This window comes from Pseudomonas sp. RW409, assembly GCF_003184125.1.
Taxonomy (GTDB): domain Bacteria; phylum Pseudomonadota; class Gammaproteobacteria; order Pseudomonadales; family Pseudomonadaceae; genus Aquipseudomonas; species Aquipseudomonas chlororaphis_I.
In genome coordinates this window covers 494,849-514,263 of sequence record NZ_QHHP01000033.1, presented here as the reverse complement: position 1 = coordinate 514,263, position 19,415 = coordinate 494,849, and the positions used below count along the sequence as shown (strand labels likewise).

19 protein-coding genes are annotated in these 19,415 nt (G+C 64.8%); 5 read left to right on the top strand and 14 right to left on the bottom strand.

From position 1 onward, the window contains the following. Positions 1-8: 8 nt before the first annotated feature. From DK261_RS15565 to DK261_RS15555, 3 genes are read right to left on the bottom strand one after another with little or no spacing between them, the layout of a single operon-like run. Entirely contained in the window at positions 9-3,074 is a 3,066-nt protein-coding gene (locus DK261_RS15565) for an efflux RND transporter permease subunit (protein ID WP_110175942.1), read from the bottom strand. Next, positions 3,071-4,141 carry an efflux RND transporter periplasmic adaptor subunit gene (locus DK261_RS15560; RefSeq protein WP_028683861.1) on the bottom strand — a complete coding sequence of 357 codons (1,071 nt, stop codon included), beginning with the start codon at positions 4,139-4,141 and terminating at the stop codon, positions 3,071-3,073. Before DK261_RS15560 ends, DK261_RS15565 begins: the two co-directional genes overlap by 4 nt. After that, a complete protein-coding gene (locus DK261_RS15555) occupies positions 4,138-5,232 on the bottom strand; it encodes an efflux RND transporter periplasmic adaptor subunit (protein WP_009046429.1) in 1,095 nt (364 codons plus the stop codon). Before DK261_RS15555 ends, DK261_RS15560 begins: the two co-directional genes overlap by 4 nt. A gap of 238 nt (positions 5,233-5,470) precedes the next feature. On the opposite strand from DK261_RS15555, the gene DK261_RS15550 reads away from it, so the two are divergent. Further along, the gene (locus DK261_RS15550) at positions 5,471-6,667 is read left to right on the top strand and encodes an AAA family ATPase (RefSeq protein WP_016702541.1); all 1,197 of its coding nucleotides are present in this window, start codon (positions 5,471-5,473) and stop codon (positions 6,665-6,667) included. Between the two features lie 121 nt (positions 6,668-6,788). Here the strand turns inward: DK261_RS15550 and DK261_RS15545 are convergent, their stop codons facing one another. The 11 genes from DK261_RS15545 to DK261_RS15495 all read right to left on the bottom strand — a co-directional run bounded on the left by DK261_RS15545 (position 6,789) and on the right by DK261_RS15495 (position 16,605). Then, positions 6,789-7,682, bottom strand: a complete 894-nt coding sequence (locus DK261_RS15545) for a transporter substrate-binding domain-containing protein (RefSeq protein ID WP_110175941.1) — start codon at positions 7,680-7,682, stop codon at positions 6,789-6,791. Next, a complete protein-coding gene (locus DK261_RS15540) occupies positions 7,679-8,461 on the bottom strand; it encodes an amino acid ABC transporter ATP-binding protein (RefSeq protein WP_025808474.1) in 783 nt (260 codons plus the stop codon). The genes DK261_RS15545 and DK261_RS15540 overlap by 4 nt, the downstream gene beginning before the upstream one ends. Next, positions 8,458-9,117, bottom strand: coding sequence for an amino acid ABC transporter permease (locus DK261_RS15535; protein ID WP_009046425.1), 660 nt, complete (start codon positions 9,115-9,117; stop codon positions 8,458-8,460). Before DK261_RS15535 ends, DK261_RS15540 begins: the two co-directional genes overlap by 4 nt. Beyond that, on the bottom strand, positions 9,098-9,763 hold the full coding sequence (locus DK261_RS15530; RefSeq protein ID WP_009046424.1) for an amino acid ABC transporter permease: 666 nt from the start codon (positions 9,761-9,763) through the stop codon (positions 9,098-9,100). Before DK261_RS15530 ends, DK261_RS15535 begins: the two co-directional genes overlap by 20 nt. Positions 9,764-10,325: 562 nt before the next feature. Continuing rightward, positions 10,326-11,108, bottom strand: a complete 783-nt coding sequence (locus tag DK261_RS15525) for a MetQ/NlpA family ABC transporter substrate-binding protein (RefSeq protein WP_009046423.1) — start codon at positions 11,106-11,108, stop codon at positions 10,326-10,328. A 310-nt stretch (positions 11,109-11,418) separates the two neighbouring features. After that, on the bottom strand, positions 11,419-12,351 hold the full coding sequence (locus tag DK261_RS15520) for a sigma 54-interacting transcriptional regulator (protein ID WP_016702536.1): 933 nt from the start codon (positions 12,349-12,351) through the stop codon (positions 11,419-11,421). 56 nt (positions 12,352-12,407) lie between these two features. Continuing rightward, positions 12,408-12,989 (bottom strand): alpha/beta hydrolase, encoded by a 582-nt coding sequence (locus DK261_RS15515; protein ID WP_009046421.1) that lies wholly within the window; start codon positions 12,987-12,989, stop codon positions 12,408-12,410. A 351-nt stretch (positions 12,990-13,340) separates the two neighbouring features. Further along, positions 13,341-13,742, bottom strand: a complete 402-nt coding sequence (locus DK261_RS15510) for a biopolymer transporter ExbD (protein WP_009041659.1) — start codon at positions 13,740-13,742, stop codon at positions 13,341-13,343. A gap of 1 nt (position 13,743) precedes the next feature. Continuing rightward, on the bottom strand, positions 13,744-14,469 hold the full coding sequence (locus DK261_RS15505; protein ID WP_009046420.1) for a MotA/TolQ/ExbB proton channel family protein: 726 nt from the start codon (positions 14,467-14,469) through the stop codon (positions 13,744-13,746). Positions 14,470-14,532: 63 nt separating this feature from the next. Beyond that, the gene (locus tag DK261_RS15500; RefSeq protein WP_110175940.1) at positions 14,533-15,360 is read right to left on the bottom strand and encodes an energy transducer TonB; all 828 of its coding nucleotides are present in this window, start codon (positions 15,358-15,360) and stop codon (positions 14,533-14,535) included. A 387-nt stretch (positions 15,361-15,747) separates the two neighbouring features. Further along, positions 15,748-16,605, bottom strand: coding sequence for a LysR family transcriptional regulator (locus DK261_RS15495; RefSeq protein WP_103331272.1), 858 nt, complete (start codon positions 16,603-16,605; stop codon positions 15,748-15,750). 109 nt (positions 16,606-16,714) lie between these two features. On the opposite strand from DK261_RS15495, the gene DK261_RS15490 reads away from it, so the two are divergent. The 4 genes from DK261_RS15490 to DK261_RS33370 form a co-directional block, all read left to right on the top strand. Continuing rightward, positions 16,715-17,374, top strand: coding sequence for an ankyrin repeat domain-containing protein (locus tag DK261_RS15490; protein ID WP_110175939.1), 660 nt, complete (start codon positions 16,715-16,717; stop codon positions 17,372-17,374). Between the two features lie 21 nt (positions 17,375-17,395). Beyond that, positions 17,396-17,857 (top strand): nucleoside deaminase, encoded by a 462-nt coding sequence (locus tag DK261_RS15485; protein WP_110175938.1) that lies wholly within the window; start codon positions 17,396-17,398, stop codon positions 17,855-17,857. Next, positions 17,844-19,073: a CynX/NimT family MFS transporter gene (locus DK261_RS15480; protein ID WP_110175937.1), complete on the top strand. Its 1,230-nt coding sequence runs from the start codon at positions 17,844-17,846 to the stop codon at positions 19,071-19,073. The genes DK261_RS15485 and DK261_RS15480 overlap by 14 nt, the downstream gene beginning before the upstream one ends. 134 nt (positions 19,074-19,207) lie before the next feature. Beyond that, positions 19,208-19,415: hypothetical protein (locus tag DK261_RS33370; protein WP_218278180.1), on the top strand; the 208-nt coding region annotated here is incomplete at its 3' end.

Below are 19,415 nucleotides of genomic sequence, written 5' to 3'. Positions count from 1 at the left end.
GCACGATCTCAGGCCGTGGTGTTCTTCGGCTCCTTGATCTTGTACCAGGCCACATACAGCGCCGGCAGGAACAGCAGTGTCAGCAGGGTGGCGACGATGATGCCGCCGATCATAGCGTAGGCCATCGGCCCCCAGAACACTTCCCGGGCGATGGGGATCATGCCCAGGCTGGCCGCCGCGGCGGTCAGCAGGATCGGCCGGCGACGGTGCTCGGTGGCCTGCACCACCGCATCCCAGGATGAATGACCGGCGCGCTCGAACTCGTCGATCTGGGTCACCAGGATCACCGAGTTGCGGATGATGATGCCGATCAGCGCGAGAATCCCGAGGATCGCCACAAAGCCCATGGGCGTGCCCGTCGGCACCAGCGCCAGGACCACGCCGATCAGCCCCAGGGGCGCGACGCTGGCCACCAGGAACAGCTTCTGCACGCTGTGCAGCTGGATCATCAGGAAGGTCGCCATGAGGAACAGCATCAACGGCACCACCTTGGCGATCGGCCCCTGGGCCTTGCCGCTCTCCTCCACCGTACCGCCGGTGGCCACCGAGTAACCGGCCGGCAGGCTGGCGGCGAACTTGTCGATATCCGGCTTGAGCAGCCTGACCAGGTCGGTCGGCTGGATTTCGTCACGCACCGAGGCCTTGATGGTGATGGTCGGCTTGCGGTCGCGCCGCCAGACCAGCGGCTGCTCCAGTTCGTAACGCACGGTGGCGAAGGCCAGCAGCGGAATCGAGGTGCCGTTGGGGTTGACGATCTGCAGGTTCTGCAGGGTTTCCGGGGAGCCGCGCTCGCTGTCGTCGGCCCGGCCGACCACGTTGATCAGGTAGATGTCGTCATGCACCTGGGTCACGGTGGAGCCGCTGACGATGCTGTTCATCAGCTGCGCCACGTCCTCCGAAGACAACCCCAGCTGGCGGGCCTTGTCCTGGGCGATGTCGATGCGCAGCACTTTGCCCGGCTCGTTCCAGTCGTAGATGATCTCGCCGATGTGCGAGTTCTTGTCCAGTTCGGTGGCCAGCTCGATGGCGTGCTTGCGCACCTGGTCGATGTCCTTGCCGCTGACCCGGTACTGGATCGGCCGCCCCACCGGCGGGCCCATTTCCAGGGCCTGGACGTAGCTGCCGATGCCGACGAAGTCGTCGCGCAGGCGTTTTTTCAGGCGCTCGGTCAACGCCGTGCGCGACTCCAGGCCCTTGCTGACAATCACCAACTGCGCGTAGTAGGGGTTCTGCAGTTGCTGGTCCAGCGGCAGGTAGAAACGGATCGCACCTTCGCCGATATAGGTGCTCCAGCGCAGGATGTCCGGGTCGTCCTTGAGGGTCGCCTCCAGGCGATCCACCGCCAGGCGGGTCTCGGCGATCGAGGCGTTCTGCGGCAGGTTGAGGTCGACGAGAATCTCCGGCCGGTCCGAGGACGGGAAGAACTGGTTCTGCACGAAGCGCATGCCGACCACCGACAGCACGAACACCAGGACGGTGATGCCGATGGCCCACCAGCGGTTGCGCATGGCCCACAGCAGGCCGCCGTTGAAGGCGCGGCCGATGCGCCCCGGCTCCTCGGAGTGGGGCTTCACGTTGGTGCTGAGGATATGCACGCCGATCACCGGGGCGAACAGCACGGCGACTATCCACGACACCAGCATGGCCACGGCGATCACCGCGAACAGGGTGAAGGTGTACTCGCCGGCGGAGCTGGCGTTGAGGCCGATGGGCACGAAGCCGGCGACCGTCACCAGGGTCCCGGTGAGCATCGGGAAGGCCGTGGAGGTGTAGGCGAAGGTCGCCGCCTGCTCCTTGGTCTCGCCCATCTCCAGGCGCGTGACCATCATCTCCACGGTGATCATCGCGTCGTCCACCAACAGGCCCAGGGCGATGATCAATGCACCGAGGGAAATCCGCTGCATGGTGATGCCGCTGTATTCCATGAAGACGAAGACCATCGCCAGCACCAGCGGGATCGAGCACGCCACCACCAGCCCGGCGCGCACGCCCAGGCTGACGAAACTCACCACCAGCACGATCACCACCGCCTCGAACAGCGCGCTGGTAAAGCCGCCGACGGCTTTTTCCACCACCTCGGCCTGGTCCGACACCGTGTGTACGCCTACGCCCACCGGCAGCTCGGCGGTGAGCTGGTTCATCTTGGCGTGCAGGGCCTTGCCGAAGTCCTGGATGTTGCCGCCCTTCTTCATGGCGATCGCCAGGCCGATGGCCGGCTGGCCGTTGTAGCGAAACTGCGGCGTCGAAGGGTCGACGTAGCCGCGGCTGATCTCGGCGATATCCGCCAGGCGATAGAAGCGCTCGTTGAGCCGCAGGTTGACCGTGGCCAGGTCTTTCTCCGAGGCGAACTGCCCCGAGGTGCGCACGGAAATCCGCTCCGGCCCGGCTTCGATCACCCCGGCTGGAGTCACCGCATTCTGCGCTTGCAGGCTCTGCAGGACCTGGCGCTGGTCGATGCCCAGCGCCGCCAGCTTGCGCGTGGAGAAGTTCAGGTAGATGACTTCGTCCTGCTCGCCGACCATTTCCACTTTGCCCAGGTTCGGCACTTCACGGATCTCGGCGCGCACCTGCTCCACGTAGTCGCGCAGCTGGCGCATGCTCAGGCCGTCGGCGGTAAAGGCGTAGACCGAACCGAACACATCGCCGAACTCGTCGTTGAACCCCGGCCCTTGCAGGCCCTGGGGGAAGTCGCCGCGAATGTCGTTGATCTTCTTGCGCACCTGGTACCAGATCTCGGGAATGTCCTTGCCGCTGGTGGTGTCGCGCAGGTTGACGAAGACCGTCGATTCGCCGGGGCGGGTGTAGCTTTTCACGTAGTCGAGGGAGTCCAGTTCTTCGAGTTTTTTCTCGATGCGGTCGGTGACCTGCTTGAGGGTTTCCTCCTGGGTCGCGCCCGGCCAGCGGGTCTGGATGACCATGGTCTTGATGGTGAAGGACGGGTCTTCCTCGCGCCCCAGGTTCATGTAGGAGAACACGCCCATCAGCAGCGCGACGAACATCAGGTACCAGACGAACGACTGATGCTTGATGGCCCACTCGGATAAATTGAAGCTCCCTTTGGTGGCCGGCGTCATCGTGGGCTGTCCTCGTCGATTTTGACTTTCTGCCCCGGTTTGAGGCTGTTCACACCGGCGCTCACCACCCGCTCGCCGATCTTGATCCCGCTGCCGATCAACGCCGAATCATGGTCGCGGCCGAGCACCGTGACCTCCCGCGGCGCCACGGTGCGTGCCTGCGGGTCGACGATCCAGACCCGCGTCTGGCCGTCCACCTCCTGCAGGGCCGACAGCGGCACCTCGGTGCGCGGGACGATGGCGGAGCTGAGGGTCACGCTGATGGCCGTGCCGAGGCGGAAGGTGGGCGGGGTTTGCGCCAGGGTCAGGCGCGAACGCCGGGTCCGGGTGGCGCTCTGCGCCTGGGGCTCGATCTCGCGCACCACAGCGGTGGTGTTGACGCTCGGGTCCAGCTGCAAGGCGACCTTGAACACCACGTCGGCCGGCAACTGGTCCACCAGGCTCGCCGGCAGGTCGATCACCGCCTCCTTGATATCCGGGCGAGCCAGGGTCACCACCTGCTGGCCGGCGCTGACCACCTGGCCGGCCTCGGCCATCCAGGCGGTGACCACGCCGCCGTGATCGGTGCGCAGCTCGCTGTAGGCGAGCTGGTCGCGGGCCTGGCTGACCGCGGCCCTGGCCTGATCCAGGGAGGCGCGGGTGGTCTTCAGGTCGGTCTGGGCGATGTCCAGCTGCGCCTGGGCGCCAACGCCGCGGTCGAACAATTGCTGCTGGCGCCGGGCGTTGGCCTGGGCATTGATCCATTGCGCCTCGACCCGGGCCAGGTCGCCCTGGGCGGAACGCAACTGGTTCTGCTGATCGGTGGGGTCGAGGGTGGCGAGCAAGGCGCCCTTGCCCACCTCGGCACCGACATCGACGTTGCGATTGGCGATGCGCCCCGGCACCCGGAAGCCGAGGTTGGTTTCATAGCGGGCCTGGATGCTGCCGGCGAACCGCCCGAGGCTTTCCTCGGACTCGGCGCGCACCTCGAACGACAGCACCGGGCGCACCGGCTCGGGCGCCGGTTCTTCCTTGGAACAGGCGCCCAGCACCAGGCCGGCGCACAACAGCAGGGACAGGCGCTTCATGGCTGGGCTCCTTGGGCACCGGTCTCGGGAACGATCTCGACGAGCATCCCCGGGTGCAACAACTGGCCACCGGCGATCACCACTTTTTCGCCGCCCTCGAGGCCGTCGCTGATGATCACCTTGCCGGTCTGGTAGCGCCCCACCGTGACGGTGTGCAGGGTGGTCTTGCCGTCCTCGCCCACCAGCCACACGGCCGGTTCGTTGAGGTTCTTGGTCAGCGCCGCCCACGGCAACTCGACACTGGCCTTGCCGGGCACATGGGCACTGGCGCCGACCACCGAGCCCAGGTCCATGCCCGCCGGCAAGCCGTCGAGGGCCACCTTGACCTGCACCGTGCCGCTTTGCGCCGACACCACCGGGGTGACTTCCCGCACCCTGCCAGTGGTCTTGATATTCGGGTTGTCCAGCAGGCTGACGTTGATCACGCCATCCTCTGGCGGGGCCACCAGCAACGCCTCGTAGACGTTGAACACGGCGTCGCGCTCGCCGTCGCGGGCCAGGCTGTAAATCGGCACCGTGGCCTGCACCACCTGGCCGACCTCGGCCTGACGCGCGGTGATCACCCCCGGCGCGTCGGCGATCAGCGCGGTATAGCTCAGTTGCTCACGGGCGTTGGCCAACTGCGCCTGGGCCGCGCTCAGGGCGCTCTGGCTGCTGCGCAGCGCTGCCTGGGCGGCATCGTATTCGCTCTGGCTGGTGTAGCCCTTGGGCAGAAGCTTCTGCTGGCGGACGAAGGCCGCGCTGGTCTGCTTGACCCGCGCCTGCTCGGCGAACACCGAGGCGGCGGCGGAATCGACATTGGTCTGCAGGTCTTTCGGGTCGAGCCGGGCCAGTACCTGCCTGGCCGTGACCCGATCGCCGACATCCACCAGGCGCTGGATGATCTTGCCGCCGACGCGGAATGACAACTCGGTCTGCACCCGCGCCTGCACATCGCCGGTCAGGGTCACTTGCGCGGCGAAATCGCGGGTCTGCACCTGCTGCACGCGCACCCGCGGCCGCTCCTTTTCGGTCGGTTTCTCCGCACCACAACCGCTCAGTAGTGCCGCCAGCGTCAAACCCACTATCCACTTCGATTCGAGACCAGCCATGCAGGCTCCTTCACGCGATGCAATCGTACAGGTGACGATACGACTGTGAGCTTAGAACAGGGTTCAACCGCTGCACGCCACGGTGCTCACAAACCCTGTAGCCGCTGCCGCAGGCTGCGATCGGCCGCAACGCGGGCGCTGTTCCAGCGAACGCAGGAAGCCCTGGGGAGCTGTCGCGGCGGCTACAAAATCGGCACCGATCAGGCACACTGCGCCTTCATGCACAAGGAGCCCCGGGATGCTCAAGACCCTGGCAGTGGCCAATTACCGCTCGATCAACAAACTGGTGATTCCGCTGGAGCGGCTGAACCTGATCACCGGCCCCAACGGCAGCGGCAAGTCCAACCTGTACAAGGCCCTGCGCCTGCTGGCGGAAACCGCCCAGGGCGGGGTGGTCAATGCGCTGGCCAGCGAAGGCGGCCTGGAGTCGACTTTCTGGGCCGGGCCGGAACAGATCAGCCGGCGCATGAGCCGTGGCGAGGTGGCGATCCAGGGCGGACCACGGAAAACCGTCAAGCGCCTGCAACTGGGCTTTGCCGGCGAGGACTTCGGTTACTCGATCGGCCTGGGGCTGCCGGACTCCAGCGGTCATTTCATGCTGCCCGGGCACAGCACGCCGATTCCGTCGCGCTTCACCCTCGACCCGCGGATCAAGCGCGAGAGCATCTGGAGCGGGCCGGTGTATCGCCCGGCCAGTGTGCTGGTGGATCGCCAGGGGCCGATGGTGCGGGCCCGCGAGGGGCGGCAATGGGAGGTGCTGGCGCAGCACACCTCCAGCGGCGACAGCCTGTTCGACCAGGTCGGTAACCTGCGTTCGTCGCCCGAAGTCCTGCATCTGCGCGAGCAGATCCGTGGCTGGCGTTTCTACGATCACTTTCGCACCGACAGCCAGGCCCCCGCGCGCCGGCCGCAGCTGGGCACCCGCACGCCAGTGCTGCACCACGACGGCCGTGACCTGGCGGCGGCGTTGCAGACCATCATCGAGGTCGGCGATCAGCAGGCGCTGCACGAGACCATCAGCGATGCCTTTCCCGGGTCGCGGCTGGAGATCGATGCGGTGCCGGGCGGGCTGTTCGGCGTGCAGTTTCATCAGGACGGTTTGCTGCGGCCGCTGTCGGCGGCGGAGCTGTCGGACGGTACCCTGCGTTACCTGCTGCTGGTCGCCGCCCTGCTGACGCCACGGCCACCGACGCTGATGGTGCTCAACGAACCGGAAACCAGCCTGCACCCGGACCTGCTGCCGGCCTTGGCGCGCCTGATCATCCGGGCTTCGCAGCAGTGCCAGGTGTGGGTGGTGTCCCATGCCAGCCGGCTGATCGCGGCGTTGCAGCAGGACCCGCAATGCAACGCCATCGTGCTGGAGAAGAATTTCGGCCAGACCGAAATCGTCGGCCAGGGCATGCTCGATGAACCGGCGTGGTATTGGCCGGATTGAGCGGCCTCAAAAGCATCGCGGGCAAGCCTCGCTCCTACAGAAGAAGATTGCACATGCTTCTGTAGGAGCGGAGCTTGCCCGCGATGGCGTACTTAAGAACACCTCGATCGTTCAGACCGAATCACCCCTGCCACTTGCCCCCTTCGACAATCACGCTTTCCGGCTGGGTGTCGTCGCTCAGTTCCTTGCGCACGTACTGGTCGTAGAGCTTGAGCAGGTACTTGTCCTCGCCCAGCTTGGCCAGCTCGGCGTTGACCCAGTCACGCAGTTCGATATTGCCCTTCTTCACCGCCGGCGCGATTGGTGCCTGTTCCCCCAGGGTCTGCGGCAGTACGCGGTAGCCCGGGTTCTGCTTGGACCAGCTGAACAGGATCAGGTTGTCCTGGGCATAGGCATCGCCGCGGCCGTTGGCCAGGGCTTGCAGGGACTCGGAGTTCTTCTCGAACTTCAGCAGTTTCCAGTCCGGGTGGTTCTTGGTCAGCCAGATATCGGCGGTGGTGCCGGTGGTGACGATGGTGGTGCGGCTCGCCAGGTCATCCAGGTTCTTCACTTCGCTGCCGTCAGGCACCAAAGCCTGCACCGCAACCTTGAGGTTGGGGTTGGTGAACTCCACCGCTTCCTTGCGCTCCGGGGTGACGGTCATGTTGGCCAGGATCAGGTCGACCTTGTCGCTCTGCAGGAACGGAATGCGGCTGGCCGGCTCCACCGCGACGAACTCCACCTTGTTCTCGTCGCCCAGCAGGTCCTTGGCGAATTGTCGCCCGATATCGGTATCGAAGCCCACGTAACGGCCAGTCTCATCGACGAAACCGAACGGCGGCTTGTCGGTGAATACGCCGACGATCAGCTTGTCGCGGGCCTTGATCTTGTCCAGATAACCGGCCGCCGGGGCCGCGCTGGCGCTGGCGCTGGCGCTGGCCGCAGACTTGGGCGCCTCGGCGGTTTTATCGCAGCCGGCCAGCAGCGCGAGGCCGAACAGCGGGAGTAGCAGTAGCGAAGACTTGGCAGTTTTCATAAGAGCTCCAGTTCCTTTGTAGGTGCTTTTTTGGGCAATGCTTCAACGAAGGAGAATTTCTCCAGGAACTGCTGCGCTCGTGCGGTCCGCGGGTTCGTAAAGAAGGTCTCGGGAGGGTGTTGTTCGAGGATGCGCCCGGCATCCATGAACACGATGCGGTCGGCCACCGCGCGGGCGAAGGCCATTTCGTGGGTGACGATCAGCAGGGTCATGCCGTCCCGGGCCAGGCCCTGGATCACTTGCAGCACTTCCTTGACCATCTCCGGGTCCAGCGCCGCGGTGACCTCGTCGAACAGCATCACCTGCGGGTTCATGCACAACGAACGGACGATGGCGATGCGTTGCTGCTGGCCGCCGGAGAGCTGGCGCGGGAAGGCATCGCGCTTGTCCAGAAGGCCCACCCGCTCCAGCAGCGCCTCGGCCTGGGCGCGGGCTTCGCGACGGTCGCGCTTCTGCACCTTGAGCGGGCCGAGCAGGATGTTGTCGAGCACGCTCATGTGCGGGAACAGGTGGTAACTCTGGAACACCATGCCGATGTCCTGGCGCACCTGGCGCCAGTCGGTGGCCTGGTCCAGCAGCTCGCGGCCGGCGAATCTCAGGTGGCCGCTGTGGGCTTTTTCCAGGCCGTTGAGGCAGCGCAGCAAGGTGGACTTGCCGCAGCCGCTGGGGCCGAGAATCACCACCACTTCGCCCTGGGCGACCTTGAGGTCGACGTCCTTGAGCACCTGCTGCTCGCCGAAAAACTTGTTGAAACCCTGGAACTCGATCAGTGCGCTCATGCTTGCGTCCAGCGCCGCTCCAGCACGCGCGAGGCGGCCGACAGCGGGTAGCAGATAAAGAAGAAAAACAGGAACAGGGCGCCGTAGATCAGCACCGACTCGTAGGTGCGCTCGATGATCTGCTGGCCGACCTTGATCACGTCCACCACGCCGATCAGCACCGCCAGCGAACTGGTCTTGATGATCCGCGTGTAGACGTTGATGGTCGGCGGCGTCATGCGTTTCAGCGCCTGGGGCAGCAGCACGTAGCCGTACAGTTGCGGGTCGGACAGGCCGATCGACAGCCCCGCCTCGCGCTGGCCACGGGGCAGCGAATGCAGGGCGCCACGCACCACCTCGCCGACTTCGCTGGCGCCCCACAGCGACAGCACCAGCACCGCGCAGGTGAAGCTGGGGATGCTGATGCCGAAGAAGATCGGGAAACCGAAGAACAGCAGGTACAACCAGACCAGCACCGGGATCGCCCGGAACAGCTCCAGGTAGATGCGCAGCACCGCATTCAGCCATTTGCTGTCCAGGGTTCGCAGCACGCCGTAGAGCACGCCGCCGAGGGTGCTGAAGGCGATGCTCAGCAGGGAAATCGACAAGGTCTGCGCGGCGCCCTTGCCCAGTTGCGGCAAGGACACCCAGAGCAGTTCAAGACCCGAACTGGCCATGCTGCAACCTCCTTTCCAGACGGCTGAGCAACAGCGACAGCGGCAAGAACAGCAGCACGCAGATCAGCGTGAGCACGGCGAGCATTTCGTAGGTCTTGTAGTAGAGGGCGATGTAGCTCTTGGTGGTGTAGAGAATCTCCGGCACCGCCACCGCCGAGACCACAGTGGTCTCCTTGAGCAGGAAGATGAAGTTGGCGAACAGCGACGGCAGGCTGAGGATCCCGGCTTGCGGCAGGATCACATGGCGCAACAGCTGCCAGTGCGACAGGCCGATGGAGCGGCCCGACTCCAGCTGGGCCGTCGGCACCGCTTCGACGCCGGCGCGCAGCACCTCGGTGAGGTAGGCGCCGCCGAGAAAGGTCATGGTGATGATCGCCGCGGCGAACCCGGAAATCTTCAGCCCCAGCGCCGGCAGGGCGAAGTAGACGAAGAACAGCTGGATCAGCAGCGGGGTGTTGCGCGCCAGCTCCACGTACAGCCCGATCAGGCGCTGCAGGTAGGGGGTGCGGAACACCAGGATCGTGGCGTTGATCAGGGCCACCAGCAGGGAGGTGGCGATGGCGATCAGGCCGACCTGCAAGGTCACGCCCACGGCCTTGAGGAAGGCCGGCAGCGTACTGAGGATAAAGGCGTAGTCGAGGGTCATGGCAATCCTGGACGCCACTGGGGTACAGCGGCGGTGGTGCAGTCCATTGGGCGGTGGGTAAACCACCCGGCAGGCGTCGACTTTAAAGCTATAAAAACAATAATTTAAATACCGTTAAAGCATATTGATATCACCCAAAAAACTAACCTGCGGGGTTTGCCATGCGCGTCTGGGCCGGCTACTTTTCTGACGCCGTCAGGGATCTTTCTGATCCTCCTCCATGGAACGGACAACCGGCACCCGACCTCAACGGGCCAGACACACAAGGACGATAAGAACAATGACCGACCTCGATACCCCGCAACCCCTCGATCCGCAGGACATCGTCAAATGGCTGAAGGCCCTGTGCCGGGCCATGAAGCCTTCCTGAGCAAAATCCCTTCATCGTTGATTGCCCGCGATTGCGTCCTTACTGATACACCGCAGCGCCTGGATCGCGAGCAAGCTTCGCTCCTACAGAAGCACGGTGAAGTCGCTCTTGCGGGCAATAAAAAACGCCGACGCTGTAGAAGCCATCGGCGTTTAAACCTTGAAGGGGTTTGTACGACTTAAGCGTAGTTCATCAGAACGCCGGCAGTACTGCGCCGCTGTATTTCTTCTCGATGAATTCCTTCACTTGCGGGCTGGTCAGGGCCTTGGCCAGTTTCTGGATGGCGGCGCTGTCCTTGTTGTCCGGGCGGGACACCAGGAAGTTCACGTACGGCGAATCGGCACCCTCGATCACCAGCGCATCCTTGGCCGGGTTCAGGCCGGCTTCCAGGGCGTAGTTGGTGTTGATCATGTCCAGGTCGACCTGGTCCAGCACGCGCGGCAGCAGGGCCGATTCCAGTTCCTTGAACTTGAAGTTGTGCGGGTTCTTGGCGATGTCTTTCGGGGTCGCCAGGGCGTTCTTCGGGTCCTTGAGTTCGATCAGGCCGGCCTTCTGCAGCAGGATCAGGGCGCGGCCGCTGTTGCTGCCTTCGTTCGGAATGGCGATGGTCGCGCCGTCTTTCAGCTCGGCCAGGGTTTTGACTTTCTTCGAGTAGCCGCCGAAAGGTTCGACGTGCACGCCGATCACGGTCACCAGGTTAGTGCCTTTGCCTTCGTTGAAGCTCTTCAGGTACGGCAGGGTCTGGAAGTAGTTGGCGTCCAGACGCTTCTGATCGACCTGCACGTTCGGCTGCACATAATCGGTGAAGATTTTGATTTCCAGGTCCACACCTTCCTTGGCCAGGGTCGGCTTGATCAGCTCGAGGATCTCGGCGTGCGGCACAGGGGTGGCCGCCACTACCAGTTTCTCGCCAGCCTGGGCCAGACCGGCAGTCAGGGCAGCCGCCAGTGCGGTGAACAACAGAACCTTTTTCATGCAGTGTCCTTATGAGTCGTCAGTGACGACGGCTTTTGTAATGAGGGTGCCAGCGAAGTGCTATCTCTGGCGTGGAGCGGACAATACCGGGATTTTTTATGCCTTAACAATATCTTTTATTCACGTTGATATTCCATTTTGCTCATACAGAATCGGACCGCTCTAGCTCGCATCTGAGGCGCTGTGCATGCCCTTGTAGCCGCTGCCGCAGGCTGCGAACGACCGGAACGGGCGCGGCGATTTGGTTGACGCAGGAGGGCCTTCGGCCCTATCGCAGCCTGCGGCAGCGGCTACAGGGGCGGGAGCGTGATCAGATCACGCCATGTTGCTTGAGCAGGTGCTTCAGCGCCTGCAACTCGGCGGCGGAACCGTCCGCGATCAGGCCCTTCAATTGCTGGTCCACCAACTCCAGCCGCGACAGCTGCGGCGGCAGGTTCAGGTGCTCCGGCAGGATCTCCTCGCCACTACTGACCAACAGGGCAAAGTGAATGACGTTCTCCAGCTCGCGGGTGTTGCCCGGCCAGCTGTGCTGCTCCAGCACCTGCTGGGCGGCTTCGCTGATCAGCGGCACCGGCAGGTCGAGGCGCTGGCTGTAGATGCCGAGGAAATACTCGGCCAACGACAGGATGTCGCCGACCCGCTCGCGCAGCGCCGGCAATTCCAGGTGGCCCTCGCCCAGGTAGTGATACAGCCGCTCATGGAACTTGCCCGCAGCCACTGCCTGGGCCAGGTCGATGCTGGTGGCCGCCACCAGGCGCACATCCACCGGGCTCGGCTGATGGGCGCCGACCCGGGTCACCTCATGATTTTCCAGGGCCGAGAGCAGCTTGATCTGGATCGGCAACGGCAAGTCGCCGATCTCGTCCAGGTACAGGGTGCCGCCGTTGGCCGAGCCGAACCAGCCGGCACGGCTGCTGGCCGAACCGCTGAAGGCGCCGCCGGCATAACCGAACAGTTCGGCGTCGGCGTAGGTCGGGCTGATAGCCCCGCAGTTGACCGACACGAACAGGCCGCTGCGGTCGCTGGCGCGGTGGATATGCCGGGCCAGCAGCTCCTTGCCGCTGCCGGTTTCACCGCGGATCAACACCGAGATCGCCCGCGGCGCCAGCTGTTCCAGCTCCTGGCGCAACTGCCGCGAGCGGGGATCGACGAACACCAGCGCCTTGGCGCGGATGCTCAACGGACTTTTTTCAGCATCGGGAAAGGTCAGCAGTGGCTGACCGAAAGACTCATGCAGACTCATGGCAGACTCCCGCCCAAATCCGCTGGCAGGCGGGGGCGTTTAACAAAAAGAAAAAATCAGGCGCGGCGCAGGGAATGCTGTTCCATGCGGTTTTGCAGGCGGTAGAGATACGCGAAACCCTGCTCCCAGCGCTGGTGCCCGGACTTGACGTTGATATGCCCGGCACCGGACAGGATCCCCGCCTCGGCGCCCCAGTGGCGGGCCAGTTCCAGGGCACGCGGCGCGCTGATGGCGCTGTCGTTATCGGAGCTGACAATCTGGCTCGGGAACGGCAACAGGTCGCTGGGGATCGGCGCGAAATTGCGCAGCGCCGGCGCGCAGGCCGGACGCTCGACATCCGCCGGCGCCACCAGCAACGCACCGCGCACCTGGCGCAAGGCACTGACCGGCGCATGGGCGGCCCAGTGCGCGACGGTGATGCAGCCCAGGCTGTGGGCAATCAGGATCACCGGCGTGCTGTCGGCGGCAATCGCCTCGGCCAGCGCCGCGACCCAGTCTTCGCGCCGGGGTGTCAGCCAGTCGGCCTGCTCCACCCGCGCACTGTTCGGCAGGCTGTTCTGCCAGTGGCTTTGCCAATGATCTTCTGGCGATCCTTGCCAGCCCGGCACAATCAGGTAGCGAATTGATTCGTTGCGCATGGGGGAGCTCTCCTGCGTGTCTGTTCCCGATCGAGTATAGGGACGAGAGTTATATTCGTTAAGGAATAAGAAGCTATTTATTAAGACTTATAAAGAATATCAAGAGTCACCTGTACCCAGGCTGTACGAGCCCTAGGCGCCTGGCAGGCAGACCGCGGGGCCTGCATCGCGGGCAATCGAGCGTCGACCGGCTGCTCCTACAAAAGCCGGCGGGCGCAACGAACCTGTAGGAGCGCAGCTTGCTCGCGATGGCGTCCGTCCAGGCAACCTTGCCTGGCCAAATCGCAGGCAAAAAAAAGGCCGCACCCTGCCAAGGAGACGGCCTGAAAAGTCGTGGCTTACAACACTGGGTCAGCGCGCGGTGATCACCGACAGCTTGGTGATACCGGCACGCTCGATGGAGGCCATGGCACGGGCCACTTCGCCGTAGTTGACGCCGTCGTCCGCCTGCAACTGCACGCGCACTTCCGGGTCCTTGGCCTTGGCCGCCTGAAGATTGGTTTCCAAAAGATCCGGCTGGATCTCGTCCTTGTTGATAAAGAGTTTGCCGGCGCCGTCGATGCTCACCACCAGCGGGTCCTTCTGCTCCACCGGGGCCACGGCCTCGGTCTTGGGCAGGTTGATCGGAATCGCGTTGGTCAGCAGCGGCGCGGTGACGATGAACACCACCAGCAGTACCAGCATCACGTCCACCAGCGGCGTGACGTTGATCTCGCTCAGCACCTCATCGCTGTCCTGGGTCGAGAAGGCCATGTCAGGACGCCTCCTTCACTTTCTGTGCGCTGCCCTGGGCCGCGGCCTTGTGCGCGGTCGGGTGGATCAGCACGCGGAACGAACTCTTCTGCGCCAGGCTGTAGAAGTCATGGGCGAAGTCATCCAGGTCGGCGGCGGTCAGCTTCAGGCGCCGCAGGAAGTAGTTGTAAACCAGCACCGCCGGTACCGCGACGGCGATCCCCACGCCAGTGGCGACCAGTGCCGCACCGATTGGCCCGGCCACGGTTTCCAGGCTCGCCGAGCCCGCCGCGCTGATGCCTTTCAAGGCTTCCATGATCCCCCACACGGTGCCGAACAGGCCGATGAAGGGCGAGGTGCTGCCGATACTCGCGACCACCGCCAAGCCGGTTTCCAGCGAACGCCGCTCACGGACGATCTGCTGGCGCAGGGCGCGCTCCAGGCGGTCCTGATGATTGATCGCCTGGCTCAGGTCCGCCGCGTGCGCGGTGTCGCCGACCTGGATCGCCGCATAACCGGCCTGGGCCACGCGAGCGGCGGCGCCGGGCTGGGTTTCGCTGAGTTCGGCCGCCGAGTCGAGGCTGGAGGCGGCCCAGAACTGTTTGTGGAACTTGCGATCCTGGGCCTTGAGACGGGCGAACTGCGCGCCCTTGAGCAGGGCCAGGCCCCAGGTGGCCACGGAAAACACCACCAGCAGCCAGATCACCGCGCTTTCGATGGATTCGAGTGGAGATGCCAATAAACTCATGATGTGTCCCTCTGTATAACCCTTGTAAGAGCGAGCGTGCTCGCGATAGCGCCTGGCGCAGGCTCAATGAATCTTGAAATCGATGGGCACGCTGACCCAGCCGTCCTGGGCGACATCACCCTGCTTGGCCGGCACGAAGCTCCAGCGCTTGACTGCCGATAACGCCGCGTCGTCGAGTTGCTGGCGACCGCTGCTTTTCTGGATCTGGATCTCGCCGGGCTTGCCGCTGGCCAGTACATGTACCCGCAGCAATACCGTGCCTTCCCAACCGCGACGCTGGGCCAGCGACGGATATTCCGGCGCCGGGTTCTTCAGGTACGCGGCGTTCGCCGAAGCCGGGGTCACGGGCGCCGGGGCCGGTGGCGCGGGCGGTGCCGGAGCGGCGACAGGCGCGGCCGGTTGTGGCGGCGCGGGCTGTTGCTGGACCGGCTTAGGCGCCGGCTTGGGCTCAGGCTTGGGCACCGGTTTCGGCTTGGGCTGCAGTTTGGGTTTGGAAATCGGCTTGGGCGGTGGCGGCTTGACCGCCAGTTCGTCCTCCACCGGCGGTGGTGGCTCCACCACCGGTTGTACCGTCTGCGGTGGCGGCGGCTCGACCACCGGCGGCGCCGGCCGGGAAAACTCGATGGTCATCGGTGGAATTTCCGGCGGCACGATCGGCAATACCGGGGTCGGCTTCTGACTGATCCAGTAGATCACCGCACCGTGCAAGACCAGGGCGATCACCCCGAGCGCAATCGCCTCGCGCCGCCGCAGCCCGGCCTTGGGTGCCTTCTGCAGACGCAACTGGCCCAACGGCAAGCGGTGCGGCCGGCCGAGGTCGACCAAATCGCCGCTCGGCGCCTGGCGCCACAGCACCTCGTGTGCACTGGCGGCGGTCTGGACATTGCCCATTGATTAACTCCCTACAGTCTTTTGCGAATAGCCCGACCCACACCTGCGAACTCCCCCGGAGCAGCGTCGAGGGCTGAATGATTGGCGCCAGACACTTATCTCCGAAAGTAATCTTTAAAGTTATGGATAGATCAAAATCGCATATTTAAAGCCGTCATCTCGCGCCAGGCCGCGCGGATCAAGGGCTGCAGGGAAGGAGTCAAAAAGCCATGCTTTTCGAGCATTGAAAATATTCGCCAAGGGCATTGCATCGCCACGGCAAAACCGGGGTGAAGCGACAGCAGTGGCGAAATAAAAGGGACCGACCGAACGTCGATCAAGGGATCAGGCGCCCCCGGTAAAGCGAATCAAGAGGCGCCTGCTCAAGCGAACCCTGGACAGGGTTGTTCATACCTTCAGCGCCTGGCTCTCGCACAACGCCAGCAACTGGCTCTCCAAGGCCTTGCCAGCGCGGCTCAAGCCGCTGCGGCCGTACAGCGCCAGGCACACGCCCTGGATGTCCGGCAAGCCGCTGGCTGCATCGAGCACGCGGTGCCCGGCGGCCACCACCCGCACCGGCAGCAGACTGATGCCCAGCCCCGCTGCCACCGCCGAGCAGACGCTGGCCAGGCTGGCGCTGGAGTAACCGATGCGCCAGCGCCAGCCGCCGACTTCGAGGTGATGAAGCATTTCATGGCGATACAGCCCACCCACCGGGAAGGCCACCAGCGGCAACGGATCGCGGCCGAAGGCCGGGGTGGCGCGGCTGTCGACCCAGCACAGGGGTTCCGGCCAGGACCCCAGGCAGTCGTCGCTGGCGCCCATCTGCTTGACCAGCAACAGGTCGAATTCGCCGCGTCGATAGAGCCGGGTCAATTCCGGCCCCAGCCCGCTGGTGACCTCCAGGCGCACGCCGGGATGGTCCTGGCCGAAGCGCGACAACAACGGCATCAACCGCTCGGCGGCGAAGTCTTCCGGCACCCCGAGGCGCAACACGCCTTCGCTCTGCTGGTGCAGCAAGACATCGCTGGCCTCTTCGTTGAGGGCCAGGATGCGCCGCGCATAGCCCAGCAGACGCTCGCCCTCGGCGGTGGCCACCACCCGGCGCTGGTCGCGATCGAGCAACTGGCAGTCCAGGCTCTCCTCCAGCCGCCGCACCTGCTGGCTGACGGTGGACTGGGTGAGGTGCAGGCGCTCGGCGGCGCGGGTGAAGTTGGCGCAGTCGACGACAGCGACAAAGCTGCGCAGCAGCACAGGATCGAACATGGCAGCACCATTCTCAATGCCACTGATTGGCATGGTTATATTTAATTTCAGAATACATCAGGGCCTGACCATACTCGGCGTTCATTGACTGCACAGGGAGCCTGACGCCATGCGTTACCTGTCTTGCAAACACGCTGTCCTGGCAATCTGTCTGTTCGTGGTGGGGGTGGTGATGGCAAAGGATAACCAGCTGCTCGAGGCAGTCCGCGACGGGCAGTTGCCCAAGGTCCAGGCGCTGCTTCGGCAAGGCGCGGACGTCAATGTGCGCGGCCTGGATGGCAGCAGCCCGTTGCTGCTGGCCACCGCCGCCAACCAGGTCGAGATCGCCCGGGCGCTGATCGAGGCCGGCGCCGACGTCAACCAGAAGAACCTGATCCACGACAGCCCTTACCTGCTGGCCGGCGCCAGCGGACACAATGCGATCCTGCAACTGACCCTGGCCCACGGCGCCGACCTGAAAAGCACCAACCGCTACGGCGGCACCGCGCTGATCCCAGCCTGCGAGCGTGGGCATGTCGACACCGTGCGCCTGCTGATCGAGGCCGGCGTCGACCTCGACCACGTCAATCGCCTGGGCTGGACCTGCCTGATGGAAGCCATAGTGCTGGCCGATGGCGGCCCGGCGCACCAGCAGATTGTCGCCCAGCTGATCGCCGCCGGCGCCGACCTGAACCTGCCGGACAACGCTGGCCTGAGCCCTCTGCAACAGGCGGAGAAACGCGGCCAGACCGCCATCGCCAAACTGCTGCGGGACGCCGGCGCGTCCTGATTTGTGCCTTAAGGAGCCCCCATGAAAGACGATCAGGATTACCTGCAACGCGCCGTCGAACTGGCCCGGCAAAACGTCGCGGCCGGCGGCCGGCCGTTTGGCGCGGTGCTGGTGCGCGACGGCCAGGTGCTGGCCGAGACGGTCAATCAGATCCACCTGAGCCAGGACCCCACCGCCCACGCCGAACTGTTGGCCATCCGGGTCGCCAGCCAGCGGCTCGGCCCGCGCCTGGACGGCTGCGTGATCTATGCCAGCGGCCAGCCCTGCCCCATGTGTTTGAGCGCCATGTACCTGTGCGGTGTGGCGCGCGCGGTGTTCGCCGCGGACAACGCCAGCGCCGCGCCCTTCGGCCTGTCCACGGCGGCGATCTATGAACAACTGGCCCAGCCCCTGGCGGCCCAACGCTTGCCGGTGCGACACCTGCCGCAAGCGGCGATGAACGCGATCTACCGCGACTGGCAGGCCCGCCATGCCGTTCGCTGAGTCGCGCCTGCGCCGCCTCGGCGGCTGGGCCCTGTTGATCGCCCTGGGGCTCAACCTGCGGCCGATCATCAGCTCCATCAGCCCGCTGCTGATGGAGATTCGTGGCGCCACCGGCATGAGTTTCCAGAGCAGTGCCTGGCTCACCAGCCTGCCGGTGGTCTGCATGGGCCTGGTGGCATTGCTCGGGGTGCGCCTGGAAGCCCGCCTGGGAGAACGGCGCGGCGTCGCCCTCGGCCTGTTGATGATCCTCTGCGCCTGCCTGGCGCGCTTGCTCTGCGACCAGGCCGGCGCGCTGCTCGCCACCGCCCTGCTCGGCGGTGCCGGCGTGGCCTTGATCCAGGCGCTGGTGCCGGCGCTGATCAAGCGCCAGTTCCAGCAGCGGGTGGCCTTGGCCATGGGCATCTATTCGGCTTCGCTGATGGGCGGTGGCGGCCTCGCGGCGCTGCTCAGCCCGCATGTCGCCACGCACTTCGCCCATTGGCAGGCCGGGCTCGGCGTGTGGTTGCTACCGGCGCTGGCGGCCCTGCTGCTGTGGTGGCTGCTGCCTTTCGCCGGGCCGGGGCAGCGCCTCAACGCCCCCTCCATCAGCCTGTGGCGCAATCGTCGGGCCTGGTTGCTGGCGCTGTATTTCGGCCTGATCAACTGCGGCTACATGAGCATGGTCGCCTGGCTGCCGGCCTATTACCTGCAACTGGGCTGGAGCGCGACCCAGAGCGGCTCGCTGCTGGCGTTCATGACCATCTTCCAGGTCATTGCCGCGCTGTTGATGCCCGCCCTGGCGCAGCGCCAGAGCGACCGCCGGCCATTGCTCGCCATCAGCTTGAGCGCCCAGGCCCTGGGTTTCGGCGGCCTGGTGTTGTGGCCGCTGCAGGCCCCGCAGCTGTGGGTGGCGCTGATCGGCTTCGGTCTCGGCGCCTGCTTCGCCCTGAGCCTGATCCTCACCCTCGACCACCGTCGCGACCCACGGGAAGCCGGGCAACTGGCGGCTTTCGTGCAAGGGGTGGGGTTCCTGATCAACGCCGTGTCGCCGTGGCTGACCGGCTGGCTGCGGGAACTCACCGGCAGCTTCATCAGCGCCTGGTGGGTACTGATCCTGACCGTGCTGGCCATGCTGGTGCTGACCCGGGTATTCAGCCCCTCCAGCTACCGCGAGTCGCCGTCGACAAGCGTGACGCCACAAGCGATACCCACGGGAAGCACCTCGACCTCCGCCTGACAAGGCCCTTGGCCATCATGCGCAACTTCTTGCGCACCTGGCTGTGGATAACTCTGTGAGCAGATGCTCAAGGGCTTTATAAACCGTGCCATACAGCCGAGTGCGCAACTTCTTGCACAGCACTGCGCAAGAAGTTGCGCACTTTCAGCGGCTTTCGCCCAGGAAATACTTTCACCGATCTCCAAAATCACCTGAAGCCCTTGATCCATAAGGCGCTTCCCGCTCCTGGCACGCTCCTTGATATCTACCTCGGCACCCAACCGGGCGATCCGTCCCACCGGGCACCTTTATTTTTTAGCAAGGAGAGCATCCATGGCTACACCAGCGTATATGTCCATCACT

Bases quoted from the DNA above. Each gene is read 5' to 3' on its own strand.
- DK261_RS15535 (WP_009046425.1), bottom strand. From the start codon at position 9,117: ATGGCCAGTTCGGGTCTTGAACTGCTCTGGGTGTCCTTGCCGCAACTG.
- DK261_RS15495 (WP_103331272.1), bottom strand. From the start codon at position 16,605: ATGTTCGATCCTGTGCTGCTGCGCAGCTTTGTCGCTGTCGTCGACTGC.
- DK261_RS15525 (WP_009046423.1), bottom strand. From the start codon at position 11,108: ATGAAAAAGGTTCTGTTGTTCACCGCACTGGCGGCTGCCCTGACTGCC.
- DK261_RS15515 (WP_009046421.1), bottom strand. From the start codon at position 12,989: ATGCGCAACGAATCAATTCGCTACCTGATTGTGCCGGGCTGGCAAGGA.
- DK261_RS15500 (WP_110175940.1), bottom strand. From the start codon at position 15,360: ATGGGCAATGTCCAGACCGCCGCCAGTGCACACGAGGTGCTGTGGCGC.
- DK261_RS15530 (WP_009046424.1), bottom strand. From the start codon at position 9,763: ATGACCCTCGACTACGCCTTTATCCTCAGTACGCTGCCGGCCTTCCTC.
- DK261_RS15545 (WP_110175941.1), bottom strand. From the start codon at position 7,682: ATGAAAACTGCCAAGTCTTCGCTACTGCTACTCCCGCTGTTCGGCCTC.
- DK261_RS15560 (WP_028683861.1), bottom strand. From the start codon at position 4,141: ATGAAGCGCCTGTCCCTGCTGTTGTGCGCCGGCCTGGTGCTGGGCGCC.
- DK261_RS15485 (WP_110175938.1), top strand. From the start codon at position 17,396: ATGAAAGACGATCAGGATTACCTGCAACGCGCCGTCGAACTGGCCCGG.
- DK261_RS15550 (WP_016702541.1), top strand. From the start codon at position 5,471: ATGCTCAAGACCCTGGCAGTGGCCAATTACCGCTCGATCAACAAACTG.
- DK261_RS15520 (WP_016702536.1), bottom strand. From the start codon at position 12,351: ATGAGTCTGCATGAGTCTTTCGGTCAGCCACTGCTGACCTTTCCCGAT.
- DK261_RS15480 (WP_110175937.1), top strand. From the start codon at position 17,844: ATGCCGTTCGCTGAGTCGCGCCTGCGCCGCCTCGGCGGCTGGGCCCTG.
- DK261_RS15505 (WP_009046420.1), bottom strand. From the start codon at position 14,469: ATGAGTTTATTGGCATCTCCACTCGAATCCATCGAAAGCGCGGTGATC.
- DK261_RS15555 (WP_009046429.1), bottom strand. From the start codon at position 5,232: ATGGCTGGTCTCGAATCGAAGTGGATAGTGGGTTTGACGCTGGCGGCA.
- DK261_RS15510 (WP_009041659.1), bottom strand. From the start codon at position 13,742: ATGGCCTTCTCGACCCAGGACAGCGATGAGGTGCTGAGCGAGATCAAC.
- DK261_RS15540 (WP_025808474.1), bottom strand. From the start codon at position 8,461: ATGAGCGCACTGATCGAGTTCCAGGGTTTCAACAAGTTTTTCGGCGAG.
- DK261_RS15490 (WP_110175939.1), top strand. From the start codon at position 16,715: ATGCGTTACCTGTCTTGCAAACACGCTGTCCTGGCAATCTGTCTGTTC.
- DK261_RS15565 (WP_110175942.1), bottom strand. From the start codon at position 3,074: ATGACGCCGGCCACCAAAGGGAGCTTCAATTTATCCGAGTGGGCCATC.